15 protein-coding genes are annotated in these 18,275 nt (G+C 52.8%); 14 read left to right on the top strand and 1 reads right to left on the bottom strand.

The genetic code is table 11. The features are described from left to right. Positions 1–164 precede the first annotated feature (164 nt). Positions 165–440: a hypothetical protein gene (locus tag FS806_RS19455; protein WP_144939941.1), complete on the top strand. Its 276-nt coding sequence runs from the start codon at positions 165–167 to the stop codon at positions 438–440. Between the two features lie 28 nt (positions 441–468). On the opposite strand, the gene FS806_RS19450 is transcribed toward FS806_RS19455, so the two are convergent. After that, on the bottom strand, positions 469–972 hold the full coding sequence (locus FS806_RS19450; RefSeq protein ID WP_144939949.1) for a CcdC family protein: 504 nt from the start codon (positions 970–972) through the stop codon (positions 469–471). A 281-nt stretch (positions 973–1,253) separates the two neighbouring features. Here FS806_RS19450 and FS806_RS25870 point away from each other — a divergent pair, with 281 nt between their 5' ends. From FS806_RS25870 to FS806_RS19365, 13 genes are all read left to right on the top strand, one after another. Next, positions 1,254–6,578, top strand: coding sequence for a fibronectin type III domain-containing protein (locus tag FS806_RS25870; protein WP_186328441.1), 5,325 nt, complete (start codon positions 1,254–1,256; stop codon positions 6,576–6,578). A gap of 632 nt (positions 6,579–7,210) precedes the next feature. Continuing rightward, positions 7,211–8,074, top strand: a complete 864-nt coding sequence (locus FS806_RS19415; RefSeq protein ID WP_144939939.1) for a hypothetical protein — start codon at positions 7,211–7,213, stop codon at positions 8,072–8,074. Then, the gene (locus FS806_RS19410; protein WP_144939937.1) at positions 8,071–8,802 is read left to right on the top strand and encodes a glycosyltransferase family 2 protein; all 732 of its coding nucleotides are present in this window, start codon (positions 8,071–8,073) and stop codon (positions 8,800–8,802) included. Before FS806_RS19415 ends, FS806_RS19410 begins: the two co-directional genes overlap by 4 nt. A 63-nt stretch (positions 8,803–8,865) precedes the next feature. Continuing rightward, positions 8,866–9,582 (top strand): sugar phosphate nucleotidyltransferase, encoded by a 717-nt coding sequence (locus FS806_RS19405; protein ID WP_144939935.1) that lies wholly within the window; start codon positions 8,866–8,868, stop codon positions 9,580–9,582. A gap of 71 nt (positions 9,583–9,653) precedes the next feature. Continuing rightward, the gene (locus FS806_RS19400) at positions 9,654–10,835 is read left to right on the top strand and encodes a CgeB family protein (RefSeq protein WP_144939933.1); all 1,182 of its coding nucleotides are present in this window, start codon (positions 9,654–9,656) and stop codon (positions 10,833–10,835) included. Then, positions 10,832–11,956 carry a CgeB family protein gene (locus tag FS806_RS19395; protein WP_144939931.1) on the top strand — a complete coding sequence of 375 codons (1,125 nt, stop codon included), beginning with the start codon at positions 10,832–10,834 and terminating at the stop codon, positions 11,954–11,956. Before FS806_RS19400 ends, FS806_RS19395 begins: the two co-directional genes overlap by 4 nt. Continuing rightward, positions 11,937–12,155 carry a hypothetical protein gene (locus tag FS806_RS26315; protein WP_222126719.1) on the top strand — a complete coding sequence of 73 codons (219 nt, stop codon included), beginning with the start codon at positions 11,937–11,939 and terminating at the stop codon, positions 12,153–12,155. Before FS806_RS19395 ends, FS806_RS26315 begins: the two co-directional genes overlap by 20 nt. After that, positions 12,136–12,324, top strand: a complete 189-nt coding sequence (locus FS806_RS26310; protein ID WP_222126718.1) for a hypothetical protein — start codon at positions 12,136–12,138, stop codon at positions 12,322–12,324. Before FS806_RS26315 ends, FS806_RS26310 begins: the two co-directional genes overlap by 20 nt. 558 nt (positions 12,325–12,882) lie before the next feature. After that, positions 12,883–13,917, top strand: a complete 1,035-nt coding sequence (locus tag FS806_RS19385) for a mannose-1-phosphate guanylyltransferase (RefSeq protein ID WP_144939927.1) — start codon at positions 12,883–12,885, stop codon at positions 13,915–13,917. After that, positions 13,914–14,861, top strand: a complete 948-nt coding sequence (locus FS806_RS19380; RefSeq protein WP_144939925.1) for a GDP-mannose 4,6-dehydratase — start codon at positions 13,914–13,916, stop codon at positions 14,859–14,861. Before FS806_RS19385 ends, FS806_RS19380 begins: the two co-directional genes overlap by 4 nt. A gap of 30 nt (positions 14,862–14,891) precedes the next feature. Beyond that, positions 14,892–16,205: a glycosyltransferase family 4 protein gene (locus FS806_RS19375; protein WP_144939923.1), complete on the top strand. Its 1,314-nt coding sequence runs from the start codon at positions 14,892–14,894 to the stop codon at positions 16,203–16,205. 207 nt (positions 16,206–16,412) lie between these two features. Beyond that, complete coding sequence (locus FS806_RS19370) at positions 16,413–17,537, top strand: glycosyltransferase family 2 protein (protein ID WP_186328440.1); 1,125 nt, start codon at positions 16,413–16,415, stop codon at positions 17,535–17,537. A gap of 130 nt (positions 17,538–17,667) precedes the next feature. Continuing rightward, positions 17,668–18,267 carry a class I SAM-dependent methyltransferase gene (locus FS806_RS19365; RefSeq protein ID WP_144939921.1) on the top strand — a complete coding sequence of 200 codons (600 nt, stop codon included), beginning with the start codon at positions 17,668–17,670 and terminating at the stop codon, positions 18,265–18,267. Positions 18,268–18,275 lie beyond the last annotated feature (8 nt).

The following is an 18,275-nucleotide window of genomic DNA, read 5'->3' as shown; positions in this document are numbered from 1 at the left end:
AGAACGAGATTTTTCAAGAGAAAATCCTAGCCCTATCAAGGCTTAGTACAGATTTTCAAGGTGCGAAAGTTGAGTTAATAAAAAAATGGAGGGAGAGGAGAAGAAATAATATAGAAGTCAATTCCTTTTTTACAAAAAATGGTAATAAAAAGGAGGTTGTTAATATGAGAAAGAATAGAATCTTTGTGCTCATAATGATGATCTGGCTTACCATCTTAACGGTTTGGTCGATCAATAAAGTAACCGCATCCCTGACCTTTGACCGCCCCATAACCATAAGCGGGTGGCCGGAGCAAAACCAGCAAATAACGGCCGTTCCGATGGACAAGAATACGGTGTGGATTATTGATTCCAACGATTATAGTTATATTAAGGTGATTACTCGTGATAATGAAGGCTTTAAAATAACACAGTCCTTCATGTCTCTAAGGAATGAATAAAAGCCATCTGTACATATTCAAGGTGCTGTTAATCTTTTTCCCCCGGTGCTTTCTGTCCTCTCCGTTCCAGCCTGCGGTACTGGACAAGCATAGCCGCCCGCCAAGGAAGCAGCATGCCGAACGCCAGAATGAAGAAAATTCCGGCACTTTGGGAAATAGTAATATAAGGCTCCAGAACATCGTGCAGTAGAGTACGCACTAGCAGCAAACCTATGATAACGACAATGAACATGCTTGATCGCTTTAAATAAATCTCATCGCCTACCTGATGAAATTTAGAGGTACGGATGAGCGGGTAAGAAAAAAGCAGCGCCCCGACCAGAAAGGCAGCAGCGACCCATGTCCACGGGATGCGGAATGCGGGTGCCAGAAACATTAAAAAGCCTGTTGCCATTCCGACAGGAGGCATAATGATTTTCTTGAGAGAGGTCGGTTTGTTAGCTGCCCTCAGTCTCAGAACAATGACGGCGCTGCCCGCGAACAGCGATACGAGGATGGACAGGACCTGCGGAGAAAACAGTGCGTGAGTCATCACAATATCACTCCATTTGCAAAAGTATGTGGCCATGGAATGAAGTAGGTCACCTTTCTATTGTAACTAATGTTGCAGCTATCTTCAAAACAGCCGTTGAAGCTAGCAATTACATAGATAATCCGCAGATTAGATAGGCGGCAGTCGGTCATGCGTTCATTATCAGTTTCTCCGTAGCTATGGCTGGTATGGACAAGATCTGAGCAAATGATTATTTATGTTATGGGGATTATTTCCTATGCTGATGAAGAATTTAATCATTTGAGTCAGGAGGGGAAATAGTGACCGTAATCTTTAAAAGAAGGCTGGCCATGCTGATGGTGATCACGACTATTTTGTATGCGTTTACAGCGTGGGTGCCGACTGCGGTAACTCCAGCTATGGCTGCGGAGGATTATCTTGTTAATGATGATTTCGAGGATGGAGCAGTTCCAGACAGCTATATAATTAACCCGAATCCGCCAACGGCCGACAATTACGTAGAGGTAAGGGAAGATCCGGCGAATCCGGGGAATAAGGCTCTATATCTTCATGATACTGCCGGAACTACCTCTGTGGCCCGCTCCTTCCTCCCGCAGACGAGCGGTAGGCTGATTCTGGAAGCCGATTTCATGCATCATGAGGGTAAAACGAACGGAATGAGAATTATCCGTCTTCAGTCCTCGGACAATAAAACGGCGGTAAGCATTGAAACAAACAGCGGTCAATTTTCATATCGGAGGGCGTCAGCGGCTTCCCATAGCCTTTTTTATAATTACAGCGCCGACACCTGGTATAAGCTTAAGATCGTAGCTGATCTGGACCGACAATGTGCGGACATCTACCTGGACGGAGAACTTATGCTGACGGATCAGCCCTTCGACGCCGAAGTCCGGGATATAGCGAAATGGGATTCCAACACTCCGGGCAGCTCTAATCGCAGCCATTTTCTGGATAACATCAAGGTATATAAGAACGATCCGGTTACAGTTCCCCTCCCGCCGTCAGAGCTTCGTGCCCGCTCCATGGACGGCAGCGTGGAATTAAGCTGGGGGGCTGTCACCGAAACAACCTACTATACGGTTAAGGCGGGAACCGCTTCCGGCCAATATGACTTGTTCTACCGGACGGAGAATGCGGCGGTTACCTCTTATACGATAGAGGGGTTGAACAATGGCACACCCTACTACTTCACGGTGAGCGCATCCAATTCCGTGGGAGAAGGACCGAATGCGGCAGAGGTTACCGCGACACCGTCAGCCGCCCCGCCGGAACCGACCGGAGTATCGGTCCATGCCGGAGATAAGCAAATCCGACTGTCCTGGGATGCTGTAGCGGGTGCCGAATCCTATACGGTTAGAAGCAGCACCGTTTCCGGCGGGCCTTATACGATTGCCGCCTCGGGGCTTGCGGAAACGGAGTACACTTATACCGGTCTGCTTAACAATAGAACGTATTATTTCGTAATCAGCGCCGAGACGAACGGAGTGGAAGGCCGGACATCGGAAGAAATTGCTGCCTCTCCGATTTCGTCGAAGCCTGTGCAAGCGCCGATGAATTTAAGGGTTCCTCCTATGGCTTATGACGAGCAAAGCATCATTCTGGTTTGGGAAAAGCCGGAGGAATACAGCGGCATTCGCGATTACCGCGTTTATCAGGATGGAAAATTTATTGGCACCGCTAATGAGAACACGGCGATTCATTCCCCGGCCAGGCGCTTCATCGACAAGTTCTATGCCGAGGATACAGAGCAAATCCATGTGCCGATATCCATGCATAACTTTACAGTCACCGGTCTCGCTCCGTCAACGGCTTATACCTTCACTGTGACCGCGGTTGACGCCGACGGCAACGAATCTCCCGCCAGCAATCCGGTAACACAGACTACGGCTGCCGTTCCCGAAATATTTAACATCGAAGATTATGGGGCGGTGGGTGACGGCGAGACATTGAACACTGCAGCCATTCAGGCGGCGATCGATGATGCGACGCCGGGAGGCAAAGTGGTTATTCCTCCGGGTGTTTTCAAATCCGGGGCCATCTGGTTGAAAAGCGATATGACTTTGGAAATCAGCAGAGGAGCAACGCTTCTCGGTTCGGAAGACCCGGAGGATTACCCCTACGGCTATATGCTGTATAACTATACGACGGTACCTCGTTTTTACTCGCTGATTAACGCTCATACTTATGACCGCGGGACGCTCCGCAATATCCGTATTGTCGGAGAAGGCACGATAGACGGGAACGGATGGCTGCCGCCGGTTCGGTATGATGATGATTATTTCCCAGTCCAACCGCCGGGCAATAACTCCACGTACGAGCAGTTTGGCGTATTGGCCAAAAATCAGACAAACTATGCCCGCGATGTACTCGGCTTAACTCAGGCAGGTGCTTATTCGACACGCTCCAATCTAATTACTCTTAGGGGTGTCGAGAATGTTTTCTATGGCGGATTTACCGCTTTAAATCCGTCCAACCATACTTTGGTTAATCTGGATTCCGATCACATTACCGTCGCAGGAGTCAAGCTGCTTACCTTCGATGACAACAATGCGGATGGGATTGAATTTGGCGGCGGCGAAGATCTGGTTGTGTTCAACAACGTTTTTGACACCGGTGATGATTCGATGAATTTTGCCGCCGGACAAGGGGCTCAAGGACAGAAGGAGGAGCCTACGCGTAATGCATGGATTTTTAACAACTACATGCGGGAGGGACACGGCGGCGTCGTTATGGGAAGCCATACGGCGGCCTGGATTGAGAATATATTGGCCGAAGACAACGTAATGGACAGGACGGAAGTCGGACTGCGCGCCAAAACGAGTACGCCTACCGGCGGCGGAGCAAGGAATATTGTGTTCCGGGATACCGCGATGAGAAACGGCAAGAATCAGGCCTTTATTTTTACTTCGTCTTACTCCGACGTGAATTCGGCGATTGAATATGAGCCTGCCAACCGGCCTTCCCAATTTAAGGGCATTTACGTTCATAACGTATCTGTCGACCTTTATGCCAAGGAATCGATTAACGTGGCAGGGGTAGACGGGGGCTTTCACGAGGATATTCATTTCGACCACGTGACCTTCTATCGCTCCAAGCCCGCCAACATCAATTATTTGCGCGGCAGCACCTTTAACCATGTGGTGTTCGTTGATCTGTATAATCCTTGGGCCATAACGAATTCATCCGATCTGGAATTCAGCGGAATGACAACCATGAACACGGCTTCTGAGGATGCGGCTGTGCCGCCTCGCTGGCCGGTGGGAAGCCAATTAACGGCTTCCGCAGTTAACGATACCTTCGTCATTCTCACTTGGACCCCGGCGCAGGATAATGTGAAGGTAACGGGATACAGAATATTTGAGGGCGATACTATCGTTGGCGTTTCAACAGCGACAGGCATGGGGGAAGCGGCCAATACGTATACGGTTCAGGGCCTCTCTCCCGGTTTAAGCTACGAGTTCAGGGTGGAGGCGGCGGACGCCACAGGAAACTGGACGGATGCGGGAATAAGACTGAACGTGGTGACAACGGGGCATAAGGATACAGTACCGCCCGTAGTTCCGGACGGAAGCCGGATTGAGCTGGCGGACAAAATCCATACGACCTGGCTCACGATAAAATGGCCTGAGGCTTCGGACAACATAGGAGTTCACAAGTATCTTATTTACGTCAACGGCGAACTGAAGGGCCAGAGCAGAGTAACGTCCTCTTCCCCGGGGAACATGTATACTGTGACAGGTTTGTCGTTCGAAACCCCGTATACTATCGAGGTAGAGGCGGTAGATGCTGCCGGAAATACGGCGAGATATCCCGAACCTCTTGTCGTAACTACGGCAGAGGCTTATGATACCGCTGCCCCCTATTGGCCGGAAGGGGCAGAATTGGCGGCAGAATCGGTTGCGCCGGACAGTGTGCTTCTGCGCTGGACGGAGGCGAAGGATGATTTGGGAGTCACGGGCTATCGAATTTATAAGGATGGCAAACCGTTAGAGGGTGAAGTGAAATTTACACCGGCCAACCAAGCTCATACAGTCCCAAGTGAAGTCACTTCGTTCAAAGTGGACGGATTAATGCCCGAAACCGAATATCGCTTCAGGGTTGAGGCAGGGGATGCGGCCTCTAAATGGACGGGCAGCGGCCCGAGCGCTACGGTAACGACATCTGCCGCCGGTGAAGGTCCTCCGGACCCGGTCGACCCGACAGACCCTCCGGACCCGGTCGACCCGACAGACCCTCCGGACCGGGTTGATCCGACAGATCCTCCGGACCCGGTCGACCCGACAGATCCTCCGGACCCGGTCGACCCGACAGACCCTCTGGACCCGGTCGACCCGACAGATCCTCCGGACCCGTCTCCTGGACGCGATCCGCATCCGATCGGGGGCTACTGGCCGCTGGTTACCCGCTGGAGCGATGTAATCTCGCACTTTGTAGAAGGGGATCAGGTCCGGGTTAAGATCGATCCGGTCCGGATGAAGAATTGGCTGAGCAGAAATCCGGAGAAGGCTCCTAACTTGGAAATGGGAGCCCAAGGCGACGCGCATGATATTACGTTCGAATGGAGCGGCGAAGTCGTCCGGAGGCTGACGGAGTGGAATGCGGACATTACCCTCCAATTGGACGCGGGGTTCACTGCCTTTTCCCTCCCCTTGAAGCTGTTGAACGACCCGGGCATTGCGGAGGAACTGCGTACTGCGGCAGAGGACATTGTCTTTACAGTCCGGGTGAACCTGGCGGACGAAAATTTCGTTAAACGCTTGGAGATTTATTTGCAGAATCATGGAATGAAGCGGGAGTCGGATATCGTTCAATGGACGGCGACAGCATCTGTTGACGGGCGCGTAATCGAACTGCGGGATATCGGCATGCATTATGGCCATTATTTGCCGATAGCCAATGAGAGCATAGAGCCCGATCGTTCCACTGTTGCTCAATATGATCCGGCTGAACAGCGGCTGTCCTTCGTCCCATCTGTCTTCCTGAAGACGGAGGTAGGATGGGGGGCGGACTTCAGGCGGATAGGCAGCGGCTTCTATTTGGCGATAAGCCAATCTCGCTCCTTCAGCGATATGGAAGGCCATTGGGCGGAGGAAGATGTGCTCATGCTGGCGAACAAACTCATTGCGGAAGGGATTGCGAATGACCAATTCGCGCCGGAGCTTCCGGTAACCCGTGCCCAGTTTACGGAATGGCTGGTGCGGGTGCTCGGGTTAAGCGAAGCGGGAGCGGGTGATGAGCCGCTCTTTAAAGACACCGCGCCCGGAGACTGGTTCTCCCGATCGGTGGCAACCGCTGCGAAGCATCGGCTGGTCGTTGGTTATGAGGACGGGAGCTTCCGGCCGAATCAGGGGATTACGCGGGAGGAAATGGCCGTCCTGGTCCATCGTGCTTGGACATTCGCAGACGGAAGGGCCTTGTCACAGAGTCCTGTAAACCGGATACCGCAGTTCCTGGATACGGACAGGATCAACCTGTGGGCCATACCGGCGGTTCAACGGTTGGCAGAGAGCGGATGGATTGAGGGAAGAGCCGACGGATTCTTCGAACCGCAGCAGCCGGCAAGCAGAGCGGAGGCGGCGGTCATGCTGGTGAGGCTATTGAGACAGCTTGATTTTATTAAGTGACCGTAACGCCGATCGGGGACCAAGCCTCTCCGGTCGGCGCCTCATCAGTTGTCCTCCGCATAATTTCATATTCTCGGCAGCGCCTAACCTTACGGTTGGGCTTTTTTGGTTGTTTAGGAAATTATGCTCTTTCCAAAACTGTGGATAACTTTGGGTGACCGCAACGGAACACAGGAACCTTATTTCGATCATTTTGGTCAAATTTATCATCTTAGCGGAACACAGCGCCTTTATTTACCGATTTCGGTGGCAATTGAGCGCCAATTGCAGATAATAAGGGCGTGCAGTTCCGCTAGCTTTAAAAAATGGCCAACTTTTTGTTAAATAACGTCCTTCAGTTCCGTTGAGCACGGGAGCATACCTGAAATCACTAACTTATATTGACGCCGACAGGCGTTTTTGTGCTGTATTCGGAGGAGTGAAGAGTCCCGGTTACAGGTGCCGTTACACAACTTTCACGAAAGACATACAATGGGATGAAAACCATTGAGCCCGAACAAGATGTTCGGTTAACAGATAGGCTAGATAGGCTAGATAGGCTAGATTATCCGGGTTCATTGCCCGAAAATCCAAGCAGCGGTTGCTTACGAAAGAGCCGTATATTTTCCGAATCCGGTATGTGAGGGGTTGAGATGTCAAGAAAAGTACGAACAAGAAGAGGCCGGCGCCAAGTCCTCAGCTCCCGCGCAAGGAAGGCTTCAAGCCGCTGGGGACGCAGACGGCAGGGGAAAATAACCGGCTCGAGAAACAGAAGAAGAGGCATCGCACCCAGGCTGAGAAAATACAATCGCGGCAGCAGGGCAAGCCGGACAGCAAGAGCAAAACTCCTTCGCCACCCGGCTCCGCCCTTCCCCGCCTCCGCGATCAGCCGGACGACGGCTATTCTAGGTGTCCAAGAGCCCTATCCGGCTGTCCATTCTATCCTGGATGAGCTGCAGAAGCTGCCGCTTGAGGACATTATTCTCGTCCTCCGCCATTCCGATGACGCTTGGTTCGCTCAACTGCGGGCACATCCCGCCAGGCCGATCCTTGTGCGTGCGCAACCGCTATCGGAATCCGATACGGAGGCCAGGGAGGCCGGCGCGAGGATCAGCCGCTCCGACATTCTGCTCTTTGCCGATGCGGAGAAAGCTGTTCCGGCCGAAGCTCTCGTACCGCTCATCCTGGCTGTGGCCGGCGGGGCGGAGATGGCCGTGCAGAATGGGTCTGTGGGTCCCCCCTCCCTCCCCTACTCTCTCTCTCGGACGGCTGCGGAACGGATGGGGTACGGTCGCGCGGCCGATCCCAGCGCTGCCTTATCTGATGCTCTCCGATTGGGTATGAGTGTACAGGCACCCGAAGCCGCAGGTGCTGCAGAAGCCCCTTCAGGAGAGCAGGAAAAGCTTCAGGTTAGCAGTCATTCGCTCCAACCCCGGAGTGCGTCGGAGCCGCCAGGCACCCTGAGTTCCCGGGATTCGGACGATCTGCCGCATGTCGCAGGGGGAGAACGGCCATGACAATGACGAGCATCATCATCCCAACGTATAATGGCAGGGAACTTCTGGCGGCTTGCATTCAGTCCATCCGCTCCTCTACCTCCTCTCCTTATGAGTTGATCGTGGTGGATAACGGTTCTGTCGATGGTACAGCGGAGTATTGCCGTGTGGAACAGCTTACTTATGTCGGGCTGCCGGATAACCGAGGTTTTCCGGCCGCTTGCAATATAGGGTTGAGGCTGGCGAAGGGAAGCTCCCTGATGCTCCTTAACAATGATGTAGTCGTAACCGGCGGATGGCTGGAACGATTGCTTGAAGCTTTGCACAGCGCCCCGGATATAGGAATCGTCGGCCCCTGCTCCAATCGGGTAAGCGGAAGCCAGAAGGTCCGCTTGGGCTATGCCTCTATGGAGCAGTTCCACCGCGAGGCTCATCGGTATATGGAAGCGAGAAGGGGAATCCGTACGGCCACCCGGCGCTTGACCGGCTTCTGCTTTCTATTCAGAAGAGAGCTGTGGGAGCGGATCGGGGAATTGGATGAGCGATTTACTCCCGGTTATTACGAGGACGATGATTATTGTTATCGGGCAAGGAGAGCCGGTTACCGGCTGCTGATTGCCCGGGATGCGTATGTTCATCATATCGGCAGTGCCAGCTTCCGCAGGCATTCGAAGCGGAGCAAACTGCTTTATATCAACCGAAGAAAATTTATTCGAAAATGGGGAGTTCATCCGCATCGGTTTATCTGATGAAGGACCTGACAGGCAACCTGTCAAGTCCATGACCATAACGGATGAAGGGGAGGAAAGCTTATGAAAGGAGTTATTCTGGCAGGCGGCAAAGGTACCCGATTGGCGCCGCTGACGGCGGTAGTTAATAAACATCTCCTGCCGGTAGGGAAATATCCGATGATCCATTACAGTGTACTGAAGCTGCGCGAAGCGGAAATCACCGATATTCTGCTGGTGACCGGCCGGGAAGCGGCCGGAGATTTCATCAGGTATTTGGGGAGCGGCTCGGAGATGGGGGTCCGTCTTACCTATCGGGTTCAAGAGGAGGCTGCCGGAATCGCGAATGCATTGGAATTGGCCCGACCCTTTATTCAGGAAGGGGAAAAATTCGTCGTTATGCTGGGGGATAATTTATTCGAGGAGAGCCTGACACCTTTCGTCCGCAGCTTTGAACAAAGGGAAGGCGCAATGGTGCTGCTCAAGAAAGTCGATGAGCCCTATCGTTACGGAGTCCCCGTCTTTAGGGAAGGACGTATTATCCGAATTGAAGAAAAGCCGGACCATCCCCGTTCGGAATATTGCGTCACCGGGATCTATTGGTATGACAGCGGAGTATTTGATCGAATAAGGCGAATTGTCCCTTCGGAGCGGGGAGAACTGGAAATATCCGATGTTAACAACCTGTATGCCGAGGAAATGCTTCTTGCCTATGAAGTAATGGCCGATTGGTGGATTGATGCGGGCACATTCTCTTCCTTGCAGGAGGCCTCCAAGTACATGCTTAAACGGCAAGAGTGAGGCTGCCGGTTCTAACGGACCGGGCGCATCGCGGAAGAAGAACAACATTCGGGAAAGGAGCTGCAGATGTCATGAGAAGCGGCAGACAGGCTTCATTCATACGCAGGAGGACGGGCAAAACCAGGCGCTTGGCAGGCGGGCGGACAGAGGACGGATTCCGCGCAGGCCATGCAGACGGATGGAGCGACGGTTATCATTACGGCCGCTGCCGGAAGGTGATGGAACAGGTTCCGGACCCATCCGAAATTTTGTATGACCTTCATGTCGTTTTTGTTCACGAGGCGCTGTTTGCCCTTAATGAAGGCATTCGCAGCGGTCTTGAATCGTTGGTCTCGCGAGTGTCGGTCGTCAATCCGATGCAGGCGGACGCGGCGGCCTATATTGCAGGTCTTGCTCCTGATTTGGTCCTCGTCTTGAACGGAATTCATGCTTTTCCCCCCGAGCAGGCGCAGGCACTAAAGCAATACGGGGTGAAAACCGCGGTATGGTTCGCCGACGATCCGTATTTCACGGACGTCTCCTCCCAAATCGCCCCTTTATATGATTATGTATTTACGCATGAAATGGGCTGTGTTCCCTTCTACCAAGGCCTTGGCTGTCCAAATGTGCACTATTTGCCGTTGGCGGCCAGCCGCAAGGTGTTCTACCCTCAGCCTGTAGGCAGCGAGTACCGGACGGATATTTGTTTTATCGGCACCGGATTCTGGAACCGGATCTCCTTCTTCGATCAAATCAGCCGATACTTGACCGGGAAGAAAGTGATGATTTCGGGAGGTCTCTGGACGAGGCTCAAAGCCTATCCGCGGTTAAAGCATCGGATTACGCTTGCAGGAACGCCCTTCGAGCAGACAGCGGCCTATTATAGCGGAGCCAAGATTGTCGTCAATCTCCACCGGGCTGCGGAAGACAGCCAGCATAATAAAAATTCCCGCCGGCTTCCCGCGCTGTCCGTCAACCCGCGGACATTTGAGATGGCGGCCTGCGGGACTTTGCAGCTCACCGATATTCGCCAGGACCTGAACGATTTCTATATTCCCGGCAGCGAGATAGAAACTTATACATCCGCACAGGAATGGATCGAGAAAGTGGAATATTATTTAAATCATGAAGACCGACGGCGGGAAGTAGCGCTGCGCGGGTTACACCGAACCATGAAGGAGCATACTTACCGCCATCGGCTGATTCAACTGTTAACGACGGTATTCGGCGATAGACTCGAGTCAGCAAATAAACGGTCGGAGGTGACATCATGAGACGTTCGCCGGGAAGAGCCCAGCCTCGTTATACTGCGGGAAGAATGATCGGTTATCAGCAAGGACTTATAGAAGGTCGCCACTATGGAAGAGCATTGGCGTTCAAGCAGCAGTTCGCCGCGATGCACCAACCGCGGTTATGGAACAAGCGGGTTCTGTTCGTAACAAGTGGCAAAGGCTTCCCCTACTCTCCGCTGGACGAGGCGGTGGCCGCGGCATTGCGTAAAATGACGGCCTATTGCGAAACGGCTCTGCCTAATGATCCGATTCTCGGCATTATCGATCGGGTGCAGCCGGATCTTGTGCTGGTATTGGAGGGGATGGTACTTCCTCCGGACGTTATGAATACGATCCATTCGCGGGGAATCCGAACAGCGCTATGGCTGACGGATGACCCTTATTATACGGATATTACAGGCCGAATCGCCCCCTATTACGAATTTGTGTTCACACTTGAAAAAAGCTGTCTCCCGTTTTATCAGCAAATGGGCTGCTCCCGTGTCCATTATTTGCCGTTGGGAGCCAATCCCGATGTTTTCCTGCCGCGTCCCGTTCACCCGTTCCGGCGCCGGGAGATCAGCTTTATCGGAACCGGGTATTGGAATCGGATCGCCTTCTTCAATCAAGTGCTCCCCCTTCTTCATCACCGCAATTTCCTGTTGTCCGGCTGGTGGTGGCATCGACTTAGGCGGTTCCGTACGTATCGCCGCAAGATTCAGCTGGGCAGATGGATGGGGCCGCAGGAAACTTCGGAAGTCTATTGTGCTTCCCAAATCGTCATCAATTTGCATCGCGCCTTCGATGATGAGTCCTATAATTCCAACAGCCGGAAAATTCCGGCGGTATCCCTCAACCCGCGGACATTTGAAATCGCCGCTTGCGGGGCTTTTCAGCTAACAGACGAAAGATCCGACCTTGCAAGCTTCTATGTTCCCGGAGAAGAAATCATTACTTACAGCTCTCCGAGCGATTTTGTCGAGAAGGTGAACTATTATTTAAGCCGGCCGGAGGAAAGAAGGGATATTGCGCTGAGAGCTTTAAAACGGACCCTGCATGAGCACACCTACGAGCAGCGGCTGAATCAGCTCTTTACTATCATCTTTGAACAAACGCCGGGCTGACGGGCGCGGCCTGTCGCCTCAATTTTACAGAAGGAGGTCGCATGACTATGGCAGCTCATTCTATGCGGGCAAGACGAAGGAGCTTGCGGAGCCGCAAAGCTTCTCCGATACGGCTTCATGCCAGACCGGCCAGAAGAAGAACGGCGCGCCGGAGAAACGGTTTATCCTCCCGCCGGTCCATGTTCCGTCGGAAGGGTAAGGCTGCACGCGGACGCAGACGGCTTGGAACGAAACGAACAAGAAGTTACATCCCCCGCAGAACCGGCCCTTACTGGCAGGGCTATCAGCTCGGATACCGGCAGGGCTTCGATGAAGGGGCGGCACAGGGAATGGCGGAGGGAGCCGAAGGGCTTCAGGCTACCGCATGAACATGTTCTCGCCGTTTCCAGAGCCTAGCCGTTTTTCCGGCAGAGTCCGAAGATGCTGAATTCTACTTTATGTCCTTAGCGAAGGCTTCCCTCGAGCAGGGAAGATCCTTCCATCCTACGGGGACAAGCCTTTACTTTTTCTCTATTCTTCTTCTCCTATTTCCTCTCTAATGGCAAATTCCATATTTTCTACTATTCTATGATTCTTCTCTACGAAAGATTCCTGTTGAATTACGAAATGACCGGCCCTTTTTTTGCTAGTGAAAGAATTGCCTGAAGATAGATGTCAAGGTCATAAGCCCCGATGAAACAGGGGATGGACGACCGCCAATTTTTTTCAAGATAGGTTTCTGCTTCATTTATATGAAAAGAAGACTGCATACTATGTATCCTAGTAACACTTATCCCTTAAGTTCTTTTACCCCTATTCCGACGGCTCGACATCACTCCAAGCATGGCTAGCATCAGTCGCATAAAATTACGAGTTGCGCCAGTTAACTTGATGTATTCATTAGGGGACTTGTGAACAACTGCCAGATGGAAAGGAGAGAGCTGCGGATGAAGGTCGTCATTATGGCCGGAGGCAAAGGAACCCGATTCTGGCCGAGAAGTGTTGAGCGCAAGCCTAAACAGTTTTTATCCCTCACCTCGAAGGAAACAATGCTGCAGGTTACGTACGGACGGTTTCGCAAATGGCTGCCGCGGGAGAGCATTTATGTAGTTACAACGAAAACCTATCGATCCCTGGTAGAGCAGCAGCTCCCGGACTTGCCCGCGGACCATATTATCGAGGAGCCGGCCCCTCGGGATACCGGTCCTTGCGTAGCTCTGACGGCGAATTTTTTCTTGAGGAGAGAAGAGGATGAAGTGATCGTGACCGCTCCGTCCGACCAATATATTCCCGATGACGAAGCGCTGATGAAGGCTTTGTGGAAGGCCGAGCAGAGAGCGGAAAGCGATTTGGCCATCGTTACGCTTGGAGTGATCCCGACCAGAGCCGAGACCGGCTACGGGTATATTGAGGCGGAGGAAAGCGCAGAAGGCATCCGGCGGGTCCGCAGATTTATCGAGAAACCTTCTCACGAGAAGGCCCAGGAGCTGATTCTCCAGCCCAATATGTATTGGAACAGCGGGATTTTCATCTGGAAGCCTTCTACGATTGCCTATTATATGAAGCTCTATCAAGCATCAATCTGGAAGAGAATAGACCTGCCGGGGGATACCTGGAAGGAAGGCTATTCCGAGCTGCCTAAAATATCCGTGGATTATGCGGTGCTGGAGAAAGCCGATACGATCTGGACGGTACCGGTCGACTTCGAATGGGATGACGTCGGGTTGTGGACGTCTTTGGAAAGAATTCACGGTACGGATGAGCACGGCAACTTGGCGGAGGGCCCCATCCGATTTTTACATTCGTTCAACAACATCGTCTTTACGGACAAAGCGAAGACGGTCGTCATCGGAGCCGCAGACCTGATCATCGTCTCTACCGGGGAAGGGCTGCTGGTATGCCACAAATCGGATGAGCAGCTCATTAAACAGGTTCTGCAGGAGTGGGAACGCGAAGAAGAAGGAGGAAGCGAGAGAGAATGAAGGCATTGATTACTGGAATATCGGGATTTGTAGGAAGCCACTTGGCCGAGTATTTGCTCGGCAAGCAGGTGGAGGTGACGGGAACGATACGCAATCGCAGCCGAATGGACCATATCCGTCATCTTAAAGATATTCAATTGGTCGAGTGTGAATTGAGGGATCCTTTTTCGGTGGAATCCTTGCTCGCGAAGGTTAAGCCGGATCTTATTTTTCATCTGGCCGCACAAAGCTTTGTTCCGACCTCATGGAATTCGCCTGTGGATACGATCCACAATAATGTGGCCGGACAGGTGAATATCTTTGAAGCGGTGCGCAAGCATGATCTGGACTGCAAAATTCAGATTGCCTGCTCCAGCGAGGAATACGGGCATGTGGAGCCTGACGAGGTGCCGATCAAGGAAACGAATCCGCTCCGCCCGCTAAGCCCTTATGCTGTAAGCAAAGTAGCCCAGGAATATTTGGGCTATCAATACCACAAAAGCTACGGGCTGAAGGTAATCCCGACCCGTACCTTCAACCATACCGGACCGCGCCGCGGAGAAAATTTCGTAACCTCGAATTTTGCCAAGCAAATTGCGGAAATCGAGAAAGGCATCAAGCCTCCGGTACTTATGGTCGGCAATCTGGAAGCGAAGCGGGATTTTACCGATGTTCGCGATGTCGTCCGGGCTTATTGGCTCGCTTTGGAGAAAGGAACACCCGGGGAGACCTACAATATCGCTTCGGGCAAATGCTGCACCATACGCGAGATGCTGAATCTTCTGCTTTCCTTCAGTAATAAGGAAATTACCGTTCAGCAGGACCCCGAGCGGCTGCGTCCATCGGATGTCGAAATTTTGCTTGGGGATTACAGTAAATTCCATCAGGCCACCGGATGGAAGCCGGAAATTCCGTTCGAGCAAACGATGGAAGACCTGTTAAATTACTGGCGCGAGCGTGTTTAAGAGCGATCGTAGAAAGGAGAGAGAGTCGGAATGGCTATCCTGAAGCCAAGAAAATGGTCGGCAGGACGCCGTACTCGCCTTAAGCGGAAGCGGCGCAGAAGGAATATCATTCGCCGATCCATTGCCGGATCCGGCAAAGGAAGGCGCCTTCTGATCGGCAGAAGGCGCAGAGGCTTGGCGTCCGGGCATCGCAGGAGGATCCGTGTTCGCCGCCATCGGCTGCCTATACTGCCTGCCGGCGTCAATCTGATCGGCACGGGAAGGGCGGAGAGCGGAATCGGAGAGAGCCTGCGAGCGGCCGCCCGGGCGTTGACGGCCGCAGAGGTTCCTTTCGGCATCATCGAGATTCCGGGATCTCCTTCGCGGACGTCGGATTTATCGTGGATGCATAAGGAAATGAGCGAGCCTGTCTTTAGAGTCAACGTGCTCCATATGAACGCGGATTTTCTCAAGCCGTACCAGATGCATAACGGGCAAGTCTTTCATAACCATTTGAACATCGGGGTTTGGCACTGGGAGCTGTCCGACTTCCCCAACGAATGGTGCGACAGCTTCCGGCTTGTTCATGAAGTATGGGCACCGTCCCAGTTCGTACTGCAGTCCATTGCCCAGAAATCACCCGTATCGGTCGTCCACATTCCCCATTCGATCGAGGTGAGGGTTCCGAATGAACTGACACGCGCCCATTTCGGACTGCCGCATGATCGCTTCCTGTTCCTGTCTATGTACGATACGTTCAGCTTCGCCGAGAGGAAAAATCCTCTTGCAGCGATAGAGGCGTTCAAGCGGGCGTTCGATCGGAATGATCCGCGGGTGGGGCTGGTCATCAAGGTCAACAATCCGCATGCCGATATCATTTCCAGCGCGGGGATCGAATTGGCGAAGCTCAGAGGGGCGGCGGAAGGATGGCCGAACATTCATCTGATGGAGCGGGTGCTGGACCGGAGAGAGATCAATGCCTTGTTCAGTTTGACGCACAGTTACGTTTCCCTCCACCGTTCCGAAGGGTTCGGCCTGCCGCTGGCTGAAGCGATGTTCCTCGGCAAGCCCGTTATCGGAACCTATTATTCGGGCAATGTCGATTTTATGAACCATGACAATTCTTGCCCCGTCCAATACCGGCTGATCCCGGTCGGGCAAGATTACGGCCCGTACAAGGCTTATCAGGTGTGGGCCGATCCGGATATCGAACAGGCAGCGCATTATATGCGCCGGCTGGTAGACGATCACCCTTACTATCAAATGATATCCGTTCAGGGAGCCCATACGATCTACAGCCAATATTCTCCGGCTGCTGTTGGCCAGAGAATCAGGCAAAGATTACAGCAGCTCCATGTTCTTTGAATCCCCTTCGAAAAATGCTTCCGGCGGCAAGCAGAAAGAGACCTTGTCTTTTGGAATCTTGTCCTGCCGCCTCACCAGGGAAGCTCCGCAGCTCAGGAGCTAAGCGTCAGGTGGAGCGAGAATCTCCACCTGATTTCCCGATGCTGAAGGATCTTCCAAACGGCATCAGCAGGATGCCTTCACTTTCAACCATGGGGAGGCGATGAAATGAACATGTCCCGACTTACCGTTCCCGTAGTCCTGTTTATTTTTAAAAGACCGGATGTTACTGAACAGGTTTTCAACGCCATACGGTCAGCCAGACCGACGAAGCTGTTTCTGATCGCCGACGGTCCCCGTCCTGACCAGCCGGGCGAAGCGGAGTTATGCTCCGCAACTCGCGCTGTTGTCAGTAGGGTGGATTGGCCATGTGAAGTATCGACCTTGTTTTCCCCGGTTAATTTGGGGTTGAATCAGCGGATAACATCTGGCTTAAACTGGGTGTTCAGTCAGGTGGAAGAAGCGATCATTCTGGAGGATGACTGTCTTCCGCATCCGACTTTTTTTCCGTTCTGTCAGGAATTGCTGAACCGGTACAGGAATGATGAGCGGATTATGATGATCTCCGGCAACAATTTTCAGAAGGGCCGCGGCCGGCTTGAAGCCAGTTATTATTTTTCCCGCTTGTTTCATATCTGGGGCTGGGCGACCTGGCGCAGGGCCTGGAACCACTACGATGACTCCCTCCGCCTGTGGCCGGAGATCAGCCGTAACGGCTGGCTGCAAAGTGTGACGAGCGATCCGAATGCCATCCGTTTCTTCCATAAGATGTATCAGGACCACCTGGACGGCAAGCATGTATTGTCGTGGGATTACAAGTGGAATTTGTCCTGTTGGCTGCAAAACGGGCTGAGTGTGATGCCCAATGCGAACCTGGTAACCAACATCGGGTTCGGCCGAAGTTCCACTTATGCGCATGATGCGGATAGCGCGCTTGCGCATCTGCCGCTGGTGCCGATGAGCTTTCCGCTCGTTCATCCGCCGTTTATTATGGCGGACTCCCAGGCGGATCAGTATACCATGGAGCAGCAGTTCTATCTTCCGGAGCCCGATTCCGGGCCTGCTGCCGATGCCGGTGCTCCTCCCGTTCTGGAAAGCCCGGTTACGCGGCTCGCCAAGAGAAAACTGCGTCGGCGAAGACGAAGAATCCGTCGGGCGGGCATTTCCCGGAGACAGGCGCGGAGAAGCGGCAAGGGAAGAGTCCGTTCGGTACGCTCGACGAGGAAGGCGGGAGCGGCCGCGATGTCCGGGCGAAGGAGGATGCGGCGAAGCCGGAGGAGAAGGGCCGGCTGACAGGCAGAGAATGCCATTCAGGCCGAAGGTCGGGTGTCCGTCTGTACAGAGGACCTTCTCCAGCCGGCTCTTTTATGCACAATGAAGTCCGAATGTACCGCTTCTATTTATAAGAGAGGGGAGAGTCCTTTTGGGTTTAGTCGATTACATGAAGGCGCAGCCTCTATATCATTTGCTGGCCAATCAGGCTTCGATACTGGAAGGAAATCTGCTTGAATATAACGATCCCGCAACAGCCGAGTCCCAGGTGCAATTTCTGCGGTATGCTCTGGCGAAGGCAAACCCTCGGAGAGTGCTGGAAACGGGAACGAACAAAGGGTATTTTTCTTATGTTCTATCGCATTTGGTAAGTCAGGTCGAGATTTTTACTTTTGATATGAATCCTCAATCCCAGGATTGCGTTCATCTGATCAACCAGCATCAATCCAATGTGCGGGTTCATTTTACATTCGGAGACACCAGGGTTACCCTGCCTTCGTTTCATCAGCCTGGAATCGGCTTCGCCTGGATTGATGGAGGCCATGATGAAGATACGGCGTACAATGATCTATTCCATGCGGTCCGGCTCGGAATTCCATATATTGCGATGGATGATGTGAAGCAGTTTCCCCATCTGGCCCACCCGATTGGCATGATCCTGACGAATTTTCCCCAATACCGTCAAGTGTTCAATCCGTTCTATGAAACGGATGCCCGCGGAGCCATATTGTTGTCGACTGTATGGAATTGATTGATTAC

It is taken from the genome of Paenibacillus sp. 32O-W (assembly GCF_007679495.1).
Lineage (GTDB): Bacteria > Bacillota > Bacilli > Paenibacillales > NBRC-103111 > Paenibacillus_L > Paenibacillus_L residui.
This window is presented reverse-complemented; position numbering and strand designations above follow the sequence as displayed.